Consider the following 19,594-nt stretch of genomic DNA (forward strand, 5'->3'; position numbering starts at 1 on the left):
CCAGGCCGTTTTCATTTGTGTATCAGTGTTTTGCCTCACACCTTGAAACGTAAGGTGTAAGTAAATTGCCGGTAAAGCTGCTTTGCTAATTCCCCACCAGTGCTTATCGTTCAGCCTCCCGTAAAAGAAGCCCACGCGCCCAATGGTTAATGACTCCATGCAATCGTCCCCTCGTAACTCCCGTCGCTGGCTGATCAGCCTGCTGGTCTTGTTGGTGATCGCCGTCCTGTGCTGGAAATTCTGGCCCGCCGGTTCAGCCCACAAAGAGGGCGCTGACAAGGCGGCGGCCGGGCACACCGGGCGTTCGGGGATGATGCGGCCGGGCTTCGGAGGCGGCACCGGGCCGATTCCGGTGCGCGTGGCGCCGGCGGTTACTGGCGACTTCCCGCTGTACTACAAGGCGCTGGGCACGGTGACCGCGCTCAACACCATCAATGTGCGCAGCCGGGTGGGCGGCGAGCTGGTCAAGATCAATTTCGAAGAAGGGCAGATGGTCAAGGCCGGTGACCTGTTGGCCGAGATCGACCCACGCCCGTACCAGAACGCCTTGCTGCAAGCCGAAGGCACTCTGCTGCAGAATCAGGCACAACTGAAAAACGCTCAGGTCGACGTCGAGCGTTATCGCGGTTTGTACAAAGAGGACAGCATCGCCAAACAGACGCTGGACACCGCCGAAGCGCTGGTCGGTCAGTATCTGGGCACGGTCAAGACCAACCAGGCCGCAGTCAACGACGCCAAGCTCAATCTCGAATTCACCAAGATCCGCGCGCCGATTGCCGGTCGTGTCGGCCTGCGCCAGGTCGACGTCGGCAACCTGGTGACCGCCAACGACACCACGTCCCTCGCGGTGATCACCCAGACGCAACCGATCAGTGTGGCTTTCACCTTGCCGGAAAACAGCCTGGAAACCGTGCTCGCCCGCTATCGCAGCGGCGCCAAGCTGCCGGCGGAGGCGTGGGACCGCGGCGACAGCAAACTGCAAGCCACCGGCGTTCTGCAAAGCCTCGACAACCAGATCGACGTTGCCACCGGCACCTTGAAGTTCAAGGCCCGCTACGATAACCGTGATCAGGCGCTGTTCCCCAACCAGTTCGTCAACGTTCACTTGCTCGCTGACACTCTGAAAGGCGTGGTGCTGGCACCGTCGGCGGCCATCCAGTTCGGCACCAACGGCACCTTCGTCTATGCACTGGATGGCGACAAGAAAGTCACCATTCGCCAATTGAAGATCGGCGCCAGTGATGGCGAAAACACCGTGGTCACCGAAGGCCTGGCTGCCGGCGACCGCGTGGTGCTGGAAGGTACTGACCGTCTGAAGGAGGGCAGTGAAGTGGAAGTGGTCAACGACAGCAATCAAGTGCCGACCACCCCGACCGAACACCTGCAAGGCAAATCTGCCGCCACCCCGACTGACGCTGCTGTCACCGACAAGGCCAAGAAGGGCGCATGAACATTTCGCGGCTGTTCATCCTCCGACCGGTAGCCACCACCCTGAGCATGCTGGCCATTGTTCTGGCCGGCCTGATCGCTTACCGCCTGCTGCCGGTGTCGGCGCTGCCACAGGTTGATTACCCGACCATCCGCGTCATGACCTTGTATCCCGGCGCCAGCCCTGATGTGATGACCAGTGCCGTGACTGCACCGCTTGAGCGGCAGTTCGGGCAGATGCCGGGCTTGACGCAAATGGCCTCGACCAGTTCCGGCGGTGCGTCGGTGCTGACCCTGCGTTTCAGCCTCGACATCAACATGGACGTCGCCGAACAGCAGGTGCAAGCCGCGATCAACGCCGCGACCAACCTGCTGCCGACCGATTTGCCGGCACCGCCGGTGTACAACAAGGTCAACCCGGCGGACACCCCGGTCCTGACCCTGGCGATTACCTCGAAAACCATGCTGCTGCCCAAGCTCAATGACCTGGTCGATACGCGCATGGCGCAGAAAATCGCCCAGATCAGCGGCGTCGGCATGGTCAGCATTGCCGGCGGCCAGCGTCAGGCCGTGCGCATCAAGGTCAACCCGGAAGCGTTGGCGGCCAACAGCTTGAACCTGGCGGACGTGCGCACCTTGATCAGTGCTTCCAACGTCAACCAGCCGAAGGGCAACTTTGACGGCCCGACGCGGGTGTCGATGCTCGACGCCAACGACCAACTGACCTCGCCCAAGGATTACGCCAACCTGATCCTCGCCTACAAGAACGGCGCGCCGTTGCGGCTCAAGGACGTGGCGGAAATTGTCGATGGCGCCGAGAACGAACGTCTCGCTGCGTGGGCCAACCAGAATCAGGCGGTATTGCTGAACATCCAGCGTCAGCCGGGTGCCAACGTCATTGAAGTGGTCGACCGCATCAAGGCGCTGCTGCCGAGCATCACCGACAACCTGCCGGCCGGCCTCGAAGTGACGGTGCTGACGGATCGCACGCAGACCATCCGCGCCTCGGTCACTGACGTGCAACACGAATTGCTGATCGCCATCGCCCTGGTGGTGATGGTGACGTTTCTGTTCCTGCGGCGCGCCAGTGCCACGATCATTCCGTCGGTGGCGGTGCCTCTGTCGCTGATCGGCACTTTCGGCGTGATGTATCTGGCCGGCTTCTCGGTCAACAACCTGACCTTGATGGCGCTGACCATTGCCACCGGTTTTGTGGTCGATGATGCCATCGTCATGCTCGAGAACATTGCGCGTTTCATCGAAGAGGGCGACAGCCCGATGCAGGCCGCGCTCAAAGGTGCCAAGCAAATTGGTTTCACCCTGATTTCCCTGACCCTGTCGCTGATCGCAGTATTGATTCCGCTGTTGTTCATGGCCGACGTGGTCGGGCGGCTGTTCCGCGAGTTTGCCATCACCCTGGCCGTGGCGATCCTGATTTCGCTGGTGGTCTCGCTGACCCTGACGCCGATGATGTGCGCGCGTCTGCTCAAACGCGAACCGGAAGAACACGAGCAGGGCCGTTTCTATCGGGCCAGTGGCGCGGTGATTGACTGGATGATTGCCGAGTACGGGCGGATGCTGCGCTGGGTACTCAAGCACCAGCCACTGACCTTACTGGTGGCCATCGCTACGCTGGGGTTGACCGTATTCCTTTACATGGTTGTGCCGAAAGGCTTCTTCCCGGTGCAGGACACCGGGGTGATTCAGGGCATCTCCGAAGCGCCGCAATCGATTTCCTTCGCGGCGATGGGCGAGCGTCAGCAGCAACTGGCGAAAATCATTCTTGAAGATCCGGCGGTGCAGAGCCTGTCGTCTTACATCGGTGTCGACGGCGATAACGCCACGCTCAACAGCGGCCGCTTGCTGATCAACCTCAAGCCCCATGGCGATCGCGATCTAAGCGCCACTGAAGTGATTGCGCGCCTGCAACCGCAATTGGACAAACTGGTCGGCATCCGCCTGTTCATGCAGCCGGTGCAGGACCTGACCATCGAAGACCGTGTCAGCCGGACCCAGTATCAGTTCAGCATGTCCTCGCCGGATTCCGAACTGCTCAGCCAGTGGAGCGGGCGACTGGTCGAAGCGCTAGCCCAGCGGCCGGAACTGACTGACGTTGCCAGTGATTTGCAGGACAAGGGCCTGCAGGTTTATCTGGTGATCGATCGCGATGCCGCCTCACGCCTTGGTGTTTCGGTGGCGAACATCACCGATGCGCTCTATGACGCTTTTGGCCAGCGGCAGATCTCGACTATTTACACCCAGGCGAGCCAGTACCGCGTGGTGCTGCAAGCCCAGGCCGGAGAGAAGATCGGCCCGCAGGCGCTGGACCAGATTCACGTCAAGACCACCGATGACGCGCAGGTACGCCTGTCGAGTCTGGCTCATATCGAGGAGCGTCAGGCGCAACTGGCGATCACCCATATTGGCCAGTTCCCGGCGGTAATGATGTCGTTCAACCTCGCGCCCGGTGTGGCGCTGGGGCATGCGGTCGACATCATCGAACAGGTGCAGAAGGACATCGGCATGCCGGTCGGCGTGCAGACCCAGTTCCAGGGCGCGGCCGAAGCGTTCCAGGCTTCGCTGTCGAGCACCTTGCTGCTGATTCTGGCGGCCGTGGTGACCATGTACATCGTGCTGGGCGTGCTGTACGAGAGCTACATTCACCCGATCACCATTCTCTCGACCTTGCCGTCGGCGGCCGTCGGTGCTTTGCTGGCGTTGCTGCTCAGCGGCAATGATCTGGGCATGATCGCGATCATCGGCATCATCTTGCTGATCGGTATCGTCAAGAAAAACGCGATCATGATGATCGACTTCGCCCTCGATGCTGAGCGCACGCAAGGCATGGCGCCGGAACAGGCGATCTATCAGGCGGCGCTGTTGCGCTTCCGGCCGATTCTGATGACCACGCTGGCGGCGCTGTTTGGTGCGGTGCCGTTGATGCTCGCCACGGGCTCAGGTGCTGAATTGCGTCAGCCGCTGGGTCTGGTGATGGTCGGCGGTTTGCTGGTCAGCCAGGTGCTGACGCTGTTCACCACGCCAGTGATCTACCTGTATTTCGACCGCCTCGGCCGGCGCTTTGGCAAGACTAATGCGGATGCCGAAGAGGTGTCGGTATGACTGTCCGAACACATAACCCCTGTAGGAGTGAGCCTGCTCGCGATGAGGCCGGCACCTGCAACATCAATGTAAACAGACACACCGCTATCGCAAGCAGGCTCACTCCTACAGGGGATTGGTGTGACGTTGGGGATCGCGGTCAATGAACCTCTCCGGTCCTTTCATCAAGCGCCCGGTCGCCACAATGCTGCTGAGCCTGGCGATCATGCTGCTCGGCGGTGTCAGCTTCGGCCTGCTGCCGGTTTCGCCACTGCCGCAAATGGATTTCCCGGTGATCGTCGTGCAGGCGAGCCTTCCCGGCGCGAGCCCGGAGGTCATGGCGTCCACCGTGGCCACACCGCTGGAGCGTTCCTTCGGCGCAATCGCCGGCGTCAACACCATGAGCAGCCGCTCCAGTCAGGGTTCGACCCGGGTCATTCTGCAATTTGATCTCGACCGCGACATCAACGGTGCCGCGCGGGAAGTGCAGGCGGCAATCAACGCTTCGCGCAATCTGTTGCCAAGCGGCATGCGCAGTATGCCGACCTACAAGAAGGTCAACCCGTCGCAGGCACCGATCATGGTGCTGTCGCTGACCTCCGATGTGCTGGAAAAAGGCCAGCTCTACGATCTGGCCTCGACCATTCTGTCCCAGAGCCTGTCGCAAGTGCAGGGCGTCGGTGAAGTGCAGATCGGCGGCAGTTCGCTGCCGGCGGTGCGCATCGAGCTCGAACCGCAGGCGCTGAACCAGTACGGTGTAGCGCTCGACGATGTGCGCAAGACCATCGCCGATGCCAACGTACGCCGGCCGAAGGGTTCGGTCGAGGACGGTCAACGCCTGTGGCAGATCCAGGCCAATGACCAGTTGGAGAAAGCCAAGGATTACGAGTCACTGATCATCCACTACGCCGACGGCGCCGCGCTGCGCCTCAAGGACGTGGCCAAGGTCAGCGACGGCGTTGAAGACCGCTACAACAGCGGCTTCTTCAACGATGACGCGGCGGTGCTGCTGGTGATCAACCGCCAGGCTGGCGCCAACATCATCGAGACGGTCAACGAGATCAAGGCGCAACTGCCGGCTTTGCAAGCGGTGTTGCCGGCCAGCGTAAAGCTGAATCTGGCCATGGACCGCTCGCCGGTGATCAAGGCGACGCTGCATGAAGCCGAGATGACCTTGCTGATTGCCGTGGCGCTGGTGATTCTGGTGGTATTCCTGTTCCTCGGTAACTTCCGCGCCTCGCTGATTCCGACACTGGCCGTGCCGGTGTCGCTGGTTGGCACCTTTGCGGTGATGTACCTCTACGGTTTCTCGCTGAACAACCTCTCGCTCATGGCGCTGATCCTCGCTACAGGATTGGTGGTGGACGACGCCATCGTGGTGCTGGAGAACATCTCGCGGCACATCGACGAAGGCGTCAAACCGATGCAGGCCGCGTACCTCGGGGCCAAGGAAGTCGGTTTTACCTTGCTGTCGATGAACGTTTCGCTGGTCGCAGTGTTCCTCTCGATCCTGTTTATGGGCGGGATTGTCGAGAGTCTGTTTCGCGAATTTTCCATCACCCTGGCGGCGGCCATCGTCGTATCGCTGGTGGTTTCGCTGACGTTGACGCCGATGCTTTGCGCCCGTTGGCTCAAGCCGCACACGCCGGGGCAGGAAAATCGCCTGCAACGCTGGAGCCGCCGCACCAACGACTGGATGGTCGGCAAGTACGCCACCAGCCTCGATTGGGTGTTGCGTCACCGCCGCTTGACGTTGCTCAGCCTGCTGATCACCGTCGGCGTCAACGTCGCGCTGTACGTAGTGGTGCCGAAAACATTCATGCCGCAGCAGGACACCGGCCAGTTGATCGGTTTTGTGCGCGGCGACGACGGCCTGTCGTTCAGCGTGATGCAGCCGAAAATGGAAATCTTCCGCCGCGCGGTGCTCAAGGACGAAGCAGTGGAAAGCGTCGCCGGGTTCATTGGCGGCAGCAACGGCACCAACAACGCGTTCATGATTGTGCGTCTAAAACCGATCAAGGAGCGGCAACTGTCGGCACAGAAAGTCATCGAGCGTCTGCGTAAGGAAATGCCCAAAGTGCCCGGTGCGCAGTTGATGCTGATGGCCGACCAGGATCTGCAATTTGGCGGCGGTCGCGAGCAGACCAGTTCGCAATACAGCTACATCCTGCAAAGCGCCGACCTCGGCGAGTTGCGTAAATGGTTCCCGAAAGTGGTCGCGGCATTGCGAGCCCTGCCCGAACTGACCGCCATTGATGCCCGAGAAGGCGCCGGGGCGCAACAAGTGACGCTGATTGTTGACCGCGACCAGGCCAAACGCCTCGGTGTCGACATGAACATGGTCACGGCGGTGCTGAACAACGCCTACAGCCAGCGGCAGATCTCGACGATCTACGACAGCCTCAACCAGTATCAGGTGGTGATGGAGGTCAATCCGAAATACGCCCAGGATCCGGTGACGCTCAAGCAAGTGCAGGTGATCACCGCTGACGGTGCGCGGGTGCCGCTGTCGACGTTCGCTCATTACGAAAACAGCCTGGAAGACGACCGCGTCAGCCACGAAGGCCAGTTCGCCTCCGAAGACATTTCCTTCGACATGGCCGAAGGCGTGACGGTGGAGCAGGGCAGTGCCGCGATCGAGCGGGCGATTGCCAAGCTCGGCCTGCCGGAAGATGTCATCGCGAAAATGGCCGGCACTGCCGATGCCTTCGCCGCGACGCAGAAGAGCCAGCCGTTCATGATTCTCGGCGCGTTGCTGGCGGTGTATCTGGTGCTGGGCGTGCTGTATGAAAGCTACATCCATCCGCTGACGATTCTGTCGACCCTGCCGTCGGCCGGTGTCGGTGCGTTGCTGTCGATCTATGCGCTGGGCGGCGAGTTCAGCCTGATCTCGCTGCTCGGGCTGTTCCTGCTGATTGGCGTGGTGAAGAAAAACGCCATTCTGATGATCGACCTTGCGCTGCAACTGGAACGGCATCAGGGCCTTACCCCGCTGGAATCGATCCGCAGCGCCTGTCTGCAACGGCTACGACCGATCCTGATGACTACGCTGGCGGCTATTCTCGGTGCCTTGCCATTGCTGCTCGGCCGGGCCGAGGGCACGGAAATGCGCCAGCCGCTGGGCCTCACCATCATCGGCGGGCTGATCTTCAGTCAGGTGCTGACGCTTTACACCACGCCTGTGGTTTACCTCTATCTCGACAAGCTGCGCCATCGTTTCAACAAATGGCGTGGCGTGCGTACTGACGCCGCTCTGGAAACTCCGCTATGACTGACCGTTCGCTTATCAATCTGGCCACTGTTCGGGGCTCGCGCTTGCTGAGCCTGTCACTGTGCGTGGCGATGCTCAGTGCCTGCGCCGTCGGCCCGGACTATCAACGCCCGCAGACGGCCGAAATCTCCCAGTATAAGGAAGCCGCGGGCTGGACCCAGGCCAACCCGAGCGACTCGCTGGCCCGTGGTGCGTGGTGGGAGTTGTATGGCGATCAGCAGCTAAACGGGCTGATCGAAAAACTCAACAATTCCAACCAGACCGTCGCGCAGTCGGAAGCCCAGTACCGCCAGGCTCAGGCCTTGGTGCGCAGTGCCCGTGGCGCGTTTTATCCCAAAGTAGACTTGAGCCTGGGCAAGACCCGCTCCAGTCAGGGCACCGGCAGCAGCAGTTCGAGCCTGAGCAGTTCCTCCAGTGGCATCCGCGACACCTATAACGCCGAACTTGGCGTCAGTTGGGAAGCCGATGTCTGGGGCAAATTGCGCCGTGGTCTGGAAGCCGATGAGGCCAGTGCTCAGGCCAGTTTTGCCGATCTGGCCGCCATGCGCCTGAGCCAGCAGTCGGAGTTGGTGCAGAACTACCTGCAACTGCGCGTGATCGATCAGCAAAAACGCCTGCTCGAAGCCACGGTTGCCGCTTACGAACGTTCGCTGAAAATGACCCAGAATCAGTACCGCGCCGGGGTTTCCGGGCGTGATGCAGTGGCGCAGGCGCAGACGCAACTGAAAAGCACCCAGGCTGATCTGGTCGACCTGATCTGGCAGCGCGCGCAGTTCGAAAACGCCATTGCCGTGCTGACCGGGCAGGCGCCGGCGGACTTCAACATTGCCGAAGTACAGACCATTCCAAAGCTGCCGCAGGTGCCGTTGAGCCTGCCCTCGCAGTTGCTTGAGCGGCGTCCGGACATCGCTTCGGCAGAGCGTTCGGTGATTGCCGCCAACGCCAATATCGGCGTGGCCAAAGCGGCGTATTACCCGGACCTGAGCCTGAGTCTGAGCGGCGGTTACAGCAGCAGTACCTCGCAGAACCTGGTCAGCCTGCCGAACCGCTTCTGGTCGGTGGGGCCAAAACTGGCGCTGCCGCTGTTTGACGGTGGCATTCGTTCGGCAGAAGTCGACCGCACCGAAGCGGTGTACGACCAGACCGTGGCCAAGTACCGCCAGACTGTGCTCGACGGTTTCCGCGAGGTGGAAAACTACCTGGTGCAACTCAAGGTGTACGAAGACGAAGCGGCGGTGCGCCAGGAAGCCCTCGATGCGGCCCGCGACTCCCTGCGCCTGACGGAAAACCAGTATAAGGCCGGGTTGATTGCCTATATCGATGTGGTGGTGGTGCAAGCGACAGCGTTGAGCAATGAGCGCAATGTGCTGAACATTCTGCAAAGCCGCTTGATTGCCAGCGTGCAACTCATCGCAGCGCTGGGCGGCGGTTGGGATGGGCAACTGGATGTAAGTGATAACACCCGCTGAAGGCTGGCTTCACTGATCGTTCCCACGCTCTGCGTGGGAATGCCTCAACGGACGCTCCGCGTTTGGCTTTGAAGGGACGCGGAGCGTCCCGGGCTGCATTCCCACGCGGAGCGTGGGAACGATCAACGCGCCTATTCGCGAGCAGGCTCGCTCCCACAGTGAGTTGCGCAAGCTGCAGAAAGGCCCACTCCAGAGCCTTGCCGAACAATCAAGCAAGCGTTTCATCGGCTTGATGGCCAATTGCTCACTTTGTCAGTGCGTTCTTCTGTGCAATCAGTACAATCGCCGCATTTGCCCGACCGAGAATGGACGCAGTCCGCGTTGGGTGGCCACGAGAAATCCCATGCTCATCGGTAGTTATTCCTCCACCCTGGTTTTTATTTCGTTGTGCGTGGCGATTCTTGCTTCCTACACTGCGCTCGACCTCACCGGTCGCATTGCCACGGCCAAGGGCCGCGCGGTGCATTTCTGGACTGCCGGCGGTGCGTTTGCCATGGGCATCGGCGTCTGGTCGATGCATTTCATTGGCATGCTTGCCTTTAAACTGCCGATCGACCTTGGCTACGACATCACCCTGACCGCGCTCTCACTGTTGATTGCCGTGTTGTCCTGCGGGTTCGCCTTGTGGCTGGTCAGCCAGCCGAAACTGCCGATTCTGCAACTGGCCTTCGGTGCGCTGATCATGGGCGCCGGGATCAGTGCCATGCATTACACCGGCATGGCGGCGATGCGCATGACGCCGGGGATCGACTACGACCCGACGCTGTTCGGCGCTTCGTTGCTGATTGCGGTCGGCGCGTCGGCAGCGGCGCTGTGGATTGCCTTTCGCCTGCGTAAGCACTCGCCGTATGTGCGCCTGATTCGCGGCGGCGCAGCGGTCATCATGGGTATCGCCATTGTCGGTATGCACTACACCGGCATGGCCGCCGCGCAATTTCCAGACGGCAGTTTCTGCGGTGCCACCGTCAACGGTTTGAAGGGCAACGGCCTCGACAGCCTGGTGCTGATCACCACGCTGGCGGTGCTGTCGATTGCCTTGCTCACCTCGATCCTCGACGCACGGCTTGAAGCGCGCACTGCCGATCTGGCGCATTCGTTGACCGTCGCCAACCGTGAACTCACGCAGTTGGCCCTGCACGACACCCTGACCGGCCTGCCGAATCGCATGTTGCTCGACGACCGGATCAATCAGGCGATGAAAAAGGTCAACGAGCAGGGCGGCTGCTTTGCCTTGATGTTCATCGATCTGGACGGCTTCAAACCGGTTAATGATGCGTTCGGTCATCACATGGGTGATCAGTTGTTGCGCGAAGTCGGCGTGCGTCTGCGTGAAGACTTGCGCAGCCTCGACACGCTGGCGCGGATCGGTGGCGATGAATTCGTGTTACTGGTGCGCCTCAGCGAACCCAATGATGCGCTGGGACTGGCGGCGCGTCAGGTCGGTCTGATCGCACAATCATTCCGCGTTGCCGAGCATGACTTGCAGATATCCGCTAGCGTCGGCATCGCCCTGTACCCGGGCAATGGCCAGACCGCGCAGGAACTGCTGATGAACGCCGACGCGGCGATGTACCACGCCAAGGGCGGCGGCAAAAACGGTTACAGCTTTTTCGATGCGTCGATGAACAACAACGCGCGCAAGCAGTTGCAGTTGTTGCAGGACCTGCGCGCGGCGCTGGAACACAGCCAGTTCAGCTTGCATTACCAACCCAAGTTCGACGCCGCCAACGGCCGCCCGGTCGGGGCTGAAGCGCTGTTGCGCTGGCAACACCCGATTCACGGCATGCTGATGCCGGACAAGTTCATTGACCTGGCCGAAAAATCCGGGCTGATCATCCCGATCGGCGACTGGGTGCTCAACGAAGCCTGCCGCCAGATGCGCGAATGGTACGTGCTCGGTTACACCGATTGGCGTATCGCGGTGAATCTGTCGGCGTTGCAGTTCTGCCACACGGGACTGGTGCGCAGCGTGGCCAAGGCGTTGGCTACTCACCACTTGCCGGCCAACAGCCTGACCCTGGAAATCACCGAAACCACAGCGATGAGCGATGCCGATGCGAGCATGATGGTGTTGCAGGAACTGTCGGACATGGGCGTCGACCTGTCGATCGATGACTTCGGCACCGGTTATTCCAGCCTGATGTACCTCAAGCGGTTGCCGGCCAATGAGCTGAAGATTGATCGCGGTTTTGTGCGCGATCTGGAGCATGACAGCGATGATGCGGCGATTGTCTCGGCGATTGTCGCGTTGGGGCAGGCACTGGGTTTGCGCATTGTCGCTGAAGGTGTCGAGACCGGTGTGCAGCAGGCGTTTCTGACTGAACTGGGCTGTGATTCGTTGCAGGGTTATCTGCTCGGGCATCCGATGCCGGCGGAAAAATTCATGCAGGATATTGCGCGCAGTGAGCAGTCAGCGGCGGTCTGATCGACCGCGTTATCGTTCTTCGCGAGCAAGCTCACTCCCACATTTGGAATGCACACCCCTGTGGGAGCGACGGTGCGACGATTCGACCTGCTCGCGAAGGCGTCCGGCCCGACACAACAGACCTCATGCAAAACCCGCCAATGGCGGTTATTCTTCCCCCCGACTGTTACGTGTGCATTTGGGGGAAAGGCCAGCATGGATAAAGTCATTGTGATCACCGGTGGCGGGCGCGGGATTGGCGCCGCTACGGCGCTGTTGGCTGCCGAGCAAGGTTATCGGATCTGCATCAACTATCAGTCGGATGAGCAAGCTGCGCAAAGCGTGCTCGAGCAAGTTCGCGCATTGGGCGCCCAGGCCATCGCCGTGCGTGCCGACGTCAGCATCGAAGACGAAGTGATCGCATTGTTCCATCGGGTCGACACCGAGTTGGGCCGCGTCACCGCGCTGGTGAACAACGCCGGCACTGTCGGACACAAATCGCGGGTCGACGAAATGTCCGAATTCCGCATCCTCAAAATCATGAAAACCAATGTCCTGGCGCCGATTCTCTGCGCCAAACACGCGATCCTGCGCATGTCGCCCAAGCACGGCGGGCAGGGTGGCAGCATCGTCAACGTGTCGTCGGTGGCCGCGCGTCTCGGTTCGCCCAACGAATACGTCGATTACGCGGCCTCCAAAGGTGCGCTCGACACCTTCACCATTGGCTTGTCCAAAGAAGTGGCGGGCGAGGGGATTCGCGTCAACGCGGTGCGCCCGGGTTACATCTATACCGATTTCCACGCCTTGAGCGGCGATCCGGATCGGGTCAGCAAGCTCGAGTCGGCGATTCCGATGGCCCGTGGCGGGCGCCCGGATGAAGTGGCGGAGGCGATTGTCTGGTTGTTGTCGGATAAGGCTTCTTATGCGACCGGGACATTTGTTGATTTGGGTGGCGGGCGCTGATCGTTGGGATTTGTGTTGCCTGATCCGGCCCCATCGCTGGCAAGCCAGCTCCCACAGGTTTCTGTGTCGTACACAACATACGCGGTGACATAGAACACTGTGGGAGCTGGCTTGCCAGCGATAGGGCCAGTGCAGTCAGCAACAATCTTTCAGAACGACCGCACAATCCGCCCTAACGTCTCCATGGCTTTTTCCGAATCCTCGGTCCAAGGGCTGCCATAGTTCAACCGAATACAATTCCTGAAGCGCTGCGTCGGCGAAAAGATCGGCCCCGGCGCAATGCTGATCCCCTGCGCCAGTGCCATCTGAAACAACTTCAGCGAATCCATTTGCGGTGGCAGTTCCAGCCACAAGAAGTAGCCGCCCGCCGGCTGGCTGACCCGCGTCTGCGCCGGGAAGTAGCGGGCAATCGCCGCGAGCATCGCGCTCTGCTGTTCTTCCAGTGCGTAACGCAGTTTGCGCAGGTGCCGGTCATAACCGCCGTGTTGCAGGTAGTCGGCAATCGCCGCTTGCGCTGGCATCGAAGCACACAGAGATGTCATCAGTTTCAGTCGTTCGATCTTCTGCGCGTAGCGCCCGGCAGCGACCCAGCCGATGCGGTAGCCGGGGGCGAGGCTTTTGGCGAATGAACCGCAGTGCATCACCAGACCTTCCGTGTCGAACGCCTTGGCCGGTTTCGGTGCTTGTTGGCCGTAATAGAGTTCGGCGTACACGTCGTCTTCGATCAGCGGCACCTGATGGCGGCGCAGCAGTTCGACCAGTTCCTGTTTCTTCGCCTCGGGCATGGTTGCGCCCATCGGGTTCTGGAAACTGGTCATGCACCAGCAGGCCTTGATCGGATGGCGTTCGAGGGTTTGCGCAAGTACGCCGAGGTCAATGCCATCGCGCGGGTGCACGGGAATTTCCACGGCTTTGAGTTTCAGCCGTTCGAGCACTTGCAGGCTGGCGTAGAACGCCGGGGCTTCGATGGCCACCAGATCGCCCGGTTCGGTGACGGCTTGCAGGCACAGGTTCAACGCTTCAAGGGCGCCGTTGGTGATCAGCAGTTCTTCCATCGGCAGCATCAGCCCGCCGACCATGTAGCGCAGGGCTATCTGCCGGCGCAGTTGCGGATTGCCCGGCGACATGTCGGTGACGACCATGCGCGGGTCCATCTCGCGGGCCGCGCTGGCCAGCGAACGCGACAGGCGCTGCAACGGGAACAGGGTCGGGCTGGGGAACGCCGAACCGAACGGCACGGTACTCGGGTCCTTGATCGAATCGAGGACCGAGAACACCAGTTCGCTGACGTCGACTTCGGTGGAATCGTTGACGTGGCTGCTGATCACCGGCTCCGAGAACGGGCTCGGTGCATGGGTGTTGACGAAATAGCCGGAGCGCGGCCGGGCGCGGATCAGGCCACGGCGTTCGAGCAGGTAATAGGCCTGGAACACCGTGGACGGGCTGACCCCGTAGGTCTGGCTGGCGTAACGCACCGAGGGCACGCGCTGGCCGGGGCCAAGGACGCCGGAGCGGATCAGTTCAGCGATGTCGTCGGCGAATTTTTCGTAGCGTTTCATCGAGGAGCCTTGGTGCTGGTTGTTGATGAGGTGTGTCAGGGGAACTGCCCCTCACCCTAGCCCTCTCCCAGAGGGAGAGGGGACTGATTGGGGGATGCTTGCGAACTACACCGACCTGAAAGTGCTTTGCTGAATCCATAATCGACTCAGCCTGAAAAGTGCTTTGCTGAATCCATAATCGACTCAGCCTGAAAAGTGCTTTGCTAAATCCGTAATCGACTCGGCCTGAAAGTGCTTTGCTGAATCCATAATCGACTCGGTCTGTCAGGTCGATGTATAGCGACAGACACCTCGGTCGGCTCCCTCTCCCTCCGGGAGAGGGCTGGGGTGAGGGAAAAAGATTCTAACGGCTCAGCGATTCATCGGCGCAACAAACCTGCTCTTCGCCACGCTGTAAACCTCAGGCTCATCGCTGTCGACAATCTTGAAACTCAAGGTCTGCGAGCTGCTGGCCGGGCGTTCCGTGGTCATCGCCACCGACACCGGCACATCGACAATTTCCCCCGGGGCCAGGCTCAGTTCAGTCTTGCCCTGCAACTGGAAGCCGTCGCCATCCACCAGGCTCAGGTTGTAGTCCTGGCGCTGCTGGGTCTTGTTGATGACTTTGAGGGTGTAGATGTTTTCGATCTGGCCCTGACCATTCTCGCGGAACAACCCGCGATCCTTGGTCACGTCCAGCGAGACCATTGGCCGCTCGACCAGCGCCAATGCCAATGCGCCGATCATCGCCACCAGCACCACGGTGTAACCGATCAAACGCGGCCGCAGCAGGTGGGTTTTGCCACCCTGCAGTTCGCGCTCGGAACTGTAGCGGATCAAGCCGCGCGGGTAGTTCATCTTGTCCATGATCGAGTCACAAGCGTCGATGCACGCCGCGCAGCCGATACATTCCATCTGCAGGCCATCGCGGATGTCGATGCCGGTCGGGCAGACCTGTACGCACAACTGGCAGTCGATGCAATCACCCAGGCCGGCCTCGAGCGGTTTCACGTCGCGTTTGCGCGGGCCACGGTTTTCGCCACGGGCGACGTCATAGGAAATCGCCAGGGTGTCCTTGTCGAACATCACGCTCTGGAACCGCGCATACGGGCACATGTGCATGCACACCGCCTCACGCAGCCAACCGGCGTTGATGTAGGTGGCGGCGGTGAAAAACAGCACCCAGAACAGACTGACGCCGCCAATTTGCAGGGTCAGCAGTTCTTCGGCCAGTGGCCGGATCGGGGTGAAGTAACCGACGAAGGTCAGGCCGGTCAGCACGCTGATCGCCAGCCACAAGGTGTGCTTGGCTGCACGCCGTGCCAGTTTGTTCAGGCTCCACGGTGCGGCTTGCAATTTGATGCGCTGGTTGCGCTCGCCTTCGGTGATCTTCTCGCACCACATGAAAATCCACGTCCACGAACTCTGCGGGCAGGTGTAGCCGCACCAGACCCGGCCGGCGAACACGGTGATGGCGAACAGGCCGAATGCGGCGATGATCAACAGCGCCGAGAGCAGGATGAAATCCTGCGGCCAGAACGTCGCGCCGAAGATGTGGAATTTGCTTTCGGAAAGGTCCCAGAGCACCGCCTGACGTCCGCCCCAGTTCAGCCACACGGTGCCGAAAAACAGCACGAACAGAAATCCCGCGCCGCTCATGCGCAAGGTGCGGAACAGGCCGGTGAAGCTGCGGGTGTGGATCTGGTTGTCGCTGGACTTGGCCGTCGCCTTCATTGGGCGTGCGGGCACACTTTTGATAGTTGGAGATGCTTCTACGGTTCGGACGGGGATTTGTTCGCTCATGGTTATTCGCTCATCAGCCTCCATCAGGCCAGAGCACTATGAGCGTCGATCTGTTTGCATAACAGACTCAGCTATTTCAATAAAAAGCGGATCAGATGCGATTCTGCGCAACGCCTGCGACAACTTGAAGCAGCCCGCAGGCAAAGGCGCAAACGCCTATCGCAGACGTTTGCGCGGGGTGTTGATCAGGGTCAGTCAAATCACCGAATCACTGTCGTCGGCTTTCAGGTGTTTGCGACCGTCCTTGGCACCGGCAACGGTCAAGGCATCGGCTTCTTTTTCGCTGATGTAAACGCGCCGGCCTTCTATTTCCACGAATGACATGGATTTTTCGCTATCCGTCATGACTTCCAGGGTGTCGCAAATGCGAATTTCCTCGCCATGTTCAACGGTGAAAAAACACACTTTCTGTTCGGGGTTGGATTGATCGACTCGAACGGGCATGAGGGCAGTCCTTTTTTCAGGGGTGTCTGAAATGTTAGGGCGCACGCTGCGCTGATCGTTCTGCGCAACTGATTAATGGTCGTCGCTGTCCATCCTCTATAGACCCAATAACAAGGACTGCACGATGAACGCGTGGTGGCATGAAGTGTGGCAAACCCTGCAGGCGGAATTCGCCGACGTCGCGGATGCGTCGCAATTGACGCGCATCACCGTGCGCCTGCTGATGGCCGCCATTCTGGGCGGCATTCTCGGTTTTGAACGCGAGCACAAGGGCAAGGCTGCCGGGGTGCGCACGCATATGTTGGTGGCGCTCGGGGCCGCGCTGTTTGTGCTGGTGCCGCAGACGTCGGGGGCGGAATCGGATGCGATGAGTCGCGTGGTGCAAGGGGTGATTGCCGGGATCGGCTTTCTCGGTGCCGGGACTATTCTGAAAAACAAGGAAGGCGATGAAGGCCATGTCAAAGGCCTGACCACGGCTGCCGGGCTGTGGATGACGGCGGCCATTGGTGTCGCTGCCGGCCTTGGCCGGGAAGCCACGGCGCTGCTCAGTACCTTACTGGCGCTGGGGATTTTCAGCGTGATGCCGCGCATCGTAAAACTCTTCGAAAAAGAAGAGGAGAAGACTGATGATCACTGACTGATCGTTGCCACGGTGATCGTTCCCACGCTCTGCGTGGGAATGCCTCAATGGACGCTCCGCGTCCGCTTTGGGACGCGGAGCGTCCTGGGCTGCATTCCCACGCGGAGCGTGGGAATGATCAGTTAGACGATGACTGGTGGCATCGTCGTTGGTGGTTCTTCTTTCGGCGGTGGCGTGGTGCCGGGTGGTTCCTGCTCGGGAATTGGCTGCGGCTCGGTCTCGGGCAGCGTGGGTTTGTCGATGTTCGGATCGGGCGTTTCGGCCGGGATCGGGATATTCATCTGATGACCTCCGTGTGGCACATGGCGTGAGAAGTGCTTAAGTGGATTGACCACCCTGCACGCAATTCGATCCGCTTTTCTGACACGGCAATTTCATCTGAACTTTTCCCGGCGCCGGTCGCTCGGAACCTAAGTGAGTTCATTTCGGGGCAGGCGCTTCGTTGTGAACACTGATCCGGCACAAGAGCGTCCTTGGGGCGTTAAGGAGAGATGCTCAATGACTGCTGAAAGACCTTCTGAACTGAGCTACAACCCGCACATGCCGCTGTCGCAGGCGTTGCTGCTGCCGCGCATTGCCATCGAAAACACCATGCCGACCCTCGATGGCGGGCAGTTCGCCGTGAAGTCGATTGCCGGCCGTGAGGTGGTGGTCACCAGCAAGGTGTTTGCCGACGGTCACGACAAACTCGCGGTGCGCATCCGCTGGCGCGAGGAAGGCGAAGACACCTGGCAAAGCGAGGTCATGACCGATCAGGGCAATAACGGCTGGCAAGGCCAGTTCCGCCCTGAACACCAAGGGCGCTTCCTCTATTGCATCGAGGCGTGGATCGACCAATTCGCCAGTTTTCAGTATGAACTGGAGAAGAAACACAATGCTGCTGTACCGGTGTCGCTGGAGTTGCAGGAAGGCCGGAGCATGGTGCAACAGGCCGCCGAGCGCAGCGAAGGTCAGCTCAGCGAACAGCTCGCCGCGTTGCACCATGAATTGTCCGGGCTGCTCGAAACCGAGCAGGTCGCGCTGTTCCTGCACTCGCGCAGTGCGCAGTTGATGGCTGAGGCCGATCACCGTGCCTACCTGAGCGTCAGTCCGGAATTCCCGGTAGACGTCGAACGCGAACTGGCCGAATTTGCCAGTTGGTACGAACTGTTTCCGCGCTCGATCACCGACGATCCCCACCGTCATGGCACTTTTAACGATGTGCACGCGCGTTTGCCAATGATTCAGGACATGGGCTTCGACGTGCTCTATTTCACGCCGATCCACCCGATTGGCCGCGCCCATCGCAAGGGGCGCAACAATTCCCTGACCGCCGGCCCCGATGATCCCGGCAGCCCTTATGCCATCGGTAGCGAGGAGGGCGGCCACGAAGCCATTCACTCGCAACTCGGCACTCGCGAGGACTTCCGTCGACTGGTCGCTGCCGCCGCCGATCACGGTCTGGAAATCGCCCTCGACTTCGCCATTCAGTGTTCCCAGGATCACCCGTGGCTCAAGCAGCATCCGGGCTGGTTCAACTGGCGCCCGGACGGCACGATCAAATACGCGGAGAATCCGCCGAAGAAATATCAGGACATCGTCAACGTCGACTTCTATGCGCCGGACGCCATTCCGAGCCTGTGGGTCGAGTTGCGCGACATCGTTATTGGCTGGGTCGAAGAGGGCGTGAAGATCTTTCGCGTCGACAATCCGCACACCAAACCACTGCCGTTCTGGCAATGGTTGATCGCCGATGTTCGCGCGTTGTACCCGGAAGTGATCTTCCTCGCCGAAGCGTTCACCACGCCGGCGATGATGGCGCGGCTGGGCAAGGTCGGTTACACGCAGAGCTACACCTATTTCACCTGGCGCAACAGCAAGGCTGAGCTGGCGACGTATTTCACTGAGCTGAATGAATCGCCGTGGCGCGAATGCTACCGGCCGAATTTCTTTGTTAACACGCCGGACATCAACCCGGCATTCCTGCACGAATCCGGGCGCGCGGGTTTTCTGATCCGTGCGGCGCTGGCGACCATGGGTTCAGGCTTGTGGGGCATGTATTCGGGGTTCGAGTTGTGCGAGTCGGCACCGGTGCCGGGCAAAGAGGAATACCTCGACTCGGAGAAGTACGAGATCCGCGTCCGCGACTTCACCGCGCCGGGCAACATCATTGCCGAGATCGCCCAGCTCAACCGCATCCGCCGGCAGAACCCGGCGCTGCACACGCATTTGGGTCTGAAGGTCTACAACGCCTGGAACGACAACATTCTGTATTTCGGCAAGCGCAGCTTTGACGGCAGCAACTTCATTCTGGTCGCGGTCAGCCTTGATCCGCACAACGTGCAGGAGGCGAATTTCGAACTGCCGCTGTGGGAAATGGGCCTGCCCGACGATGCGACGACCCATGGCGAAGACTTGATGAACGGGCATCGCTGGGACTGGCACGGCAAGTATCAGTTCATGCGCATCGACCCGGCGTACCAGCCATTCGGCATCTGGCGAATTACCGCTACGTAATGATCGTTCCCACGCTCTGCGTGGGAACGCATCCCGGGA

At 60.4% G+C, this 19,594-nt stretch carries 12 protein-coding genes; 8 read left to right on the forward strand and 4 right to left on the reverse strand.

Annotated elements, in window-relative coordinates:
• Nucleotides 1-142: 142 nt before the first annotated feature.
• From LOY43_RS13245 to LOY43_RS13270, 6 genes are all read left to right on the forward strand, one after another.
• Nucleotides 143-1,450: an MdtA/MuxA family multidrug efflux RND transporter periplasmic adaptor subunit gene (locus tag LOY43_RS13245; protein WP_095126254.1), complete on the forward strand. Its 1,308-nt coding sequence runs from the start codon at nucleotides 143-145 to the stop codon at nucleotides 1,448-1,450.
• Nucleotides 1,447-4,548 (forward strand): MdtB/MuxB family multidrug efflux RND transporter permease subunit, encoded by a 3,102-nt coding sequence (locus LOY43_RS13250; protein ID WP_258709819.1) that lies wholly within the window; start codon nucleotides 1,447-1,449, stop codon nucleotides 4,546-4,548. The genes LOY43_RS13245 and LOY43_RS13250 overlap by 4 nt, the downstream gene beginning before the upstream one ends.
• Nucleotides 4,549-4,690: 142 nt before the next feature.
• Nucleotides 4,691-7,798, forward strand: a complete 3,108-nt coding sequence (locus LOY43_RS13255) for an efflux RND transporter permease subunit (RefSeq protein ID WP_258709820.1) — start codon at nucleotides 4,691-4,693, stop codon at nucleotides 7,796-7,798.
• The gene (locus LOY43_RS13260; RefSeq protein WP_095050718.1) at nucleotides 7,795-9,267 is read left to right on the forward strand and encodes an efflux transporter outer membrane subunit; all 1,473 of its coding nucleotides are present in this window, start codon (nucleotides 7,795-7,797) and stop codon (nucleotides 9,265-9,267) included. The genes LOY43_RS13255 and LOY43_RS13260 overlap by 4 nt, the downstream gene beginning before the upstream one ends.
• Nucleotides 9,268-9,610: 343 nt before the next feature.
• A complete protein-coding gene (locus LOY43_RS13265) occupies nucleotides 9,611-11,692 on the forward strand; it encodes a bifunctional diguanylate cyclase/phosphodiesterase (RefSeq protein ID WP_258709821.1) in 2,082 nt (693 codons plus the stop codon).
• A gap of 195 nt (nucleotides 11,693-11,887) precedes the next feature.
• On the forward strand, nucleotides 11,888-12,634 hold the full coding sequence (locus tag LOY43_RS13270) for an SDR family oxidoreductase (protein ID WP_064587387.1): 747 nt from the start codon (nucleotides 11,888-11,890) through the stop codon (nucleotides 12,632-12,634).
• Between the two features lie 149 nt (nucleotides 12,635-12,783).
• Here the strand turns inward: LOY43_RS13270 and mapR are convergent, their stop codons facing one another.
• The 3 genes from mapR to LOY43_RS13285 all read right to left on the reverse strand — a co-directional run bounded on the left by mapR (nucleotide 12,784) and on the right by LOY43_RS13285 (nucleotide 16,419).
• Nucleotides 12,784-14,193 (reverse strand): GntR family transcriptional regulator MpaR, encoded by a 1,410-nt coding sequence (gene mapR / locus LOY43_RS13275; RefSeq protein ID WP_007919188.1) that lies wholly within the window; start codon nucleotides 14,191-14,193, stop codon nucleotides 12,784-12,786.
• Between the two features lie 351 nt (nucleotides 14,194-14,544).
• Entirely contained in the window at nucleotides 14,545-15,975 is a 1,431-nt protein-coding gene (ccoG, locus tag LOY43_RS13280) for a cytochrome c oxidase accessory protein CcoG (protein ID WP_095050720.1), read from the reverse strand.
• 195 nt (nucleotides 15,976-16,170) lie between these two features.
• Nucleotides 16,171-16,419 (reverse strand): DUF3203 family protein, encoded by a 249-nt coding sequence (locus tag LOY43_RS13285; protein WP_095126256.1) that lies wholly within the window; start codon nucleotides 16,417-16,419, stop codon nucleotides 16,171-16,173.
• 124 nt (nucleotides 16,420-16,543) lie between these two features.
• Between LOY43_RS13285 and LOY43_RS13290 the strand changes: the two genes are divergently transcribed.
• Nucleotides 16,544-17,056, forward strand: a complete 513-nt coding sequence (locus LOY43_RS13290; RefSeq protein ID WP_258709822.1) for an MgtC/SapB family protein — start codon at nucleotides 16,544-16,546, stop codon at nucleotides 17,054-17,056.
• 125 nt (nucleotides 17,057-17,181) lie between these two features.
• Here the strand turns inward: LOY43_RS13290 and LOY43_RS13295 are convergent, their stop codons facing one another.
• Nucleotides 17,182-17,340: a hypothetical protein gene (locus LOY43_RS13295; protein WP_003224520.1), complete on the reverse strand. Its 159-nt coding sequence runs from the start codon at nucleotides 17,338-17,340 to the stop codon at nucleotides 17,182-17,184.
• A gap of 217 nt (nucleotides 17,341-17,557) precedes the next feature.
• On the opposite strand from LOY43_RS13295, the gene LOY43_RS13300 reads away from it, so the two are divergent.
• The gene (locus LOY43_RS13300; protein ID WP_095050723.1) at nucleotides 17,558-19,555 is read left to right on the forward strand and encodes an alpha-1,4-glucan--maltose-1-phosphate maltosyltransferase; all 1,998 of its coding nucleotides are present in this window, start codon (nucleotides 17,558-17,560) and stop codon (nucleotides 19,553-19,555) included.
• Nucleotides 19,556-19,594: the final 39 nt, after the last annotated feature.

Source organism: Pseudomonas sp. B21-041 (assembly GCF_024748675.1).
Classification (GTDB): Bacteria; Pseudomonadota; Gammaproteobacteria; order Pseudomonadales; family Pseudomonadaceae; genus Aquipseudomonas; species Aquipseudomonas neuropathica.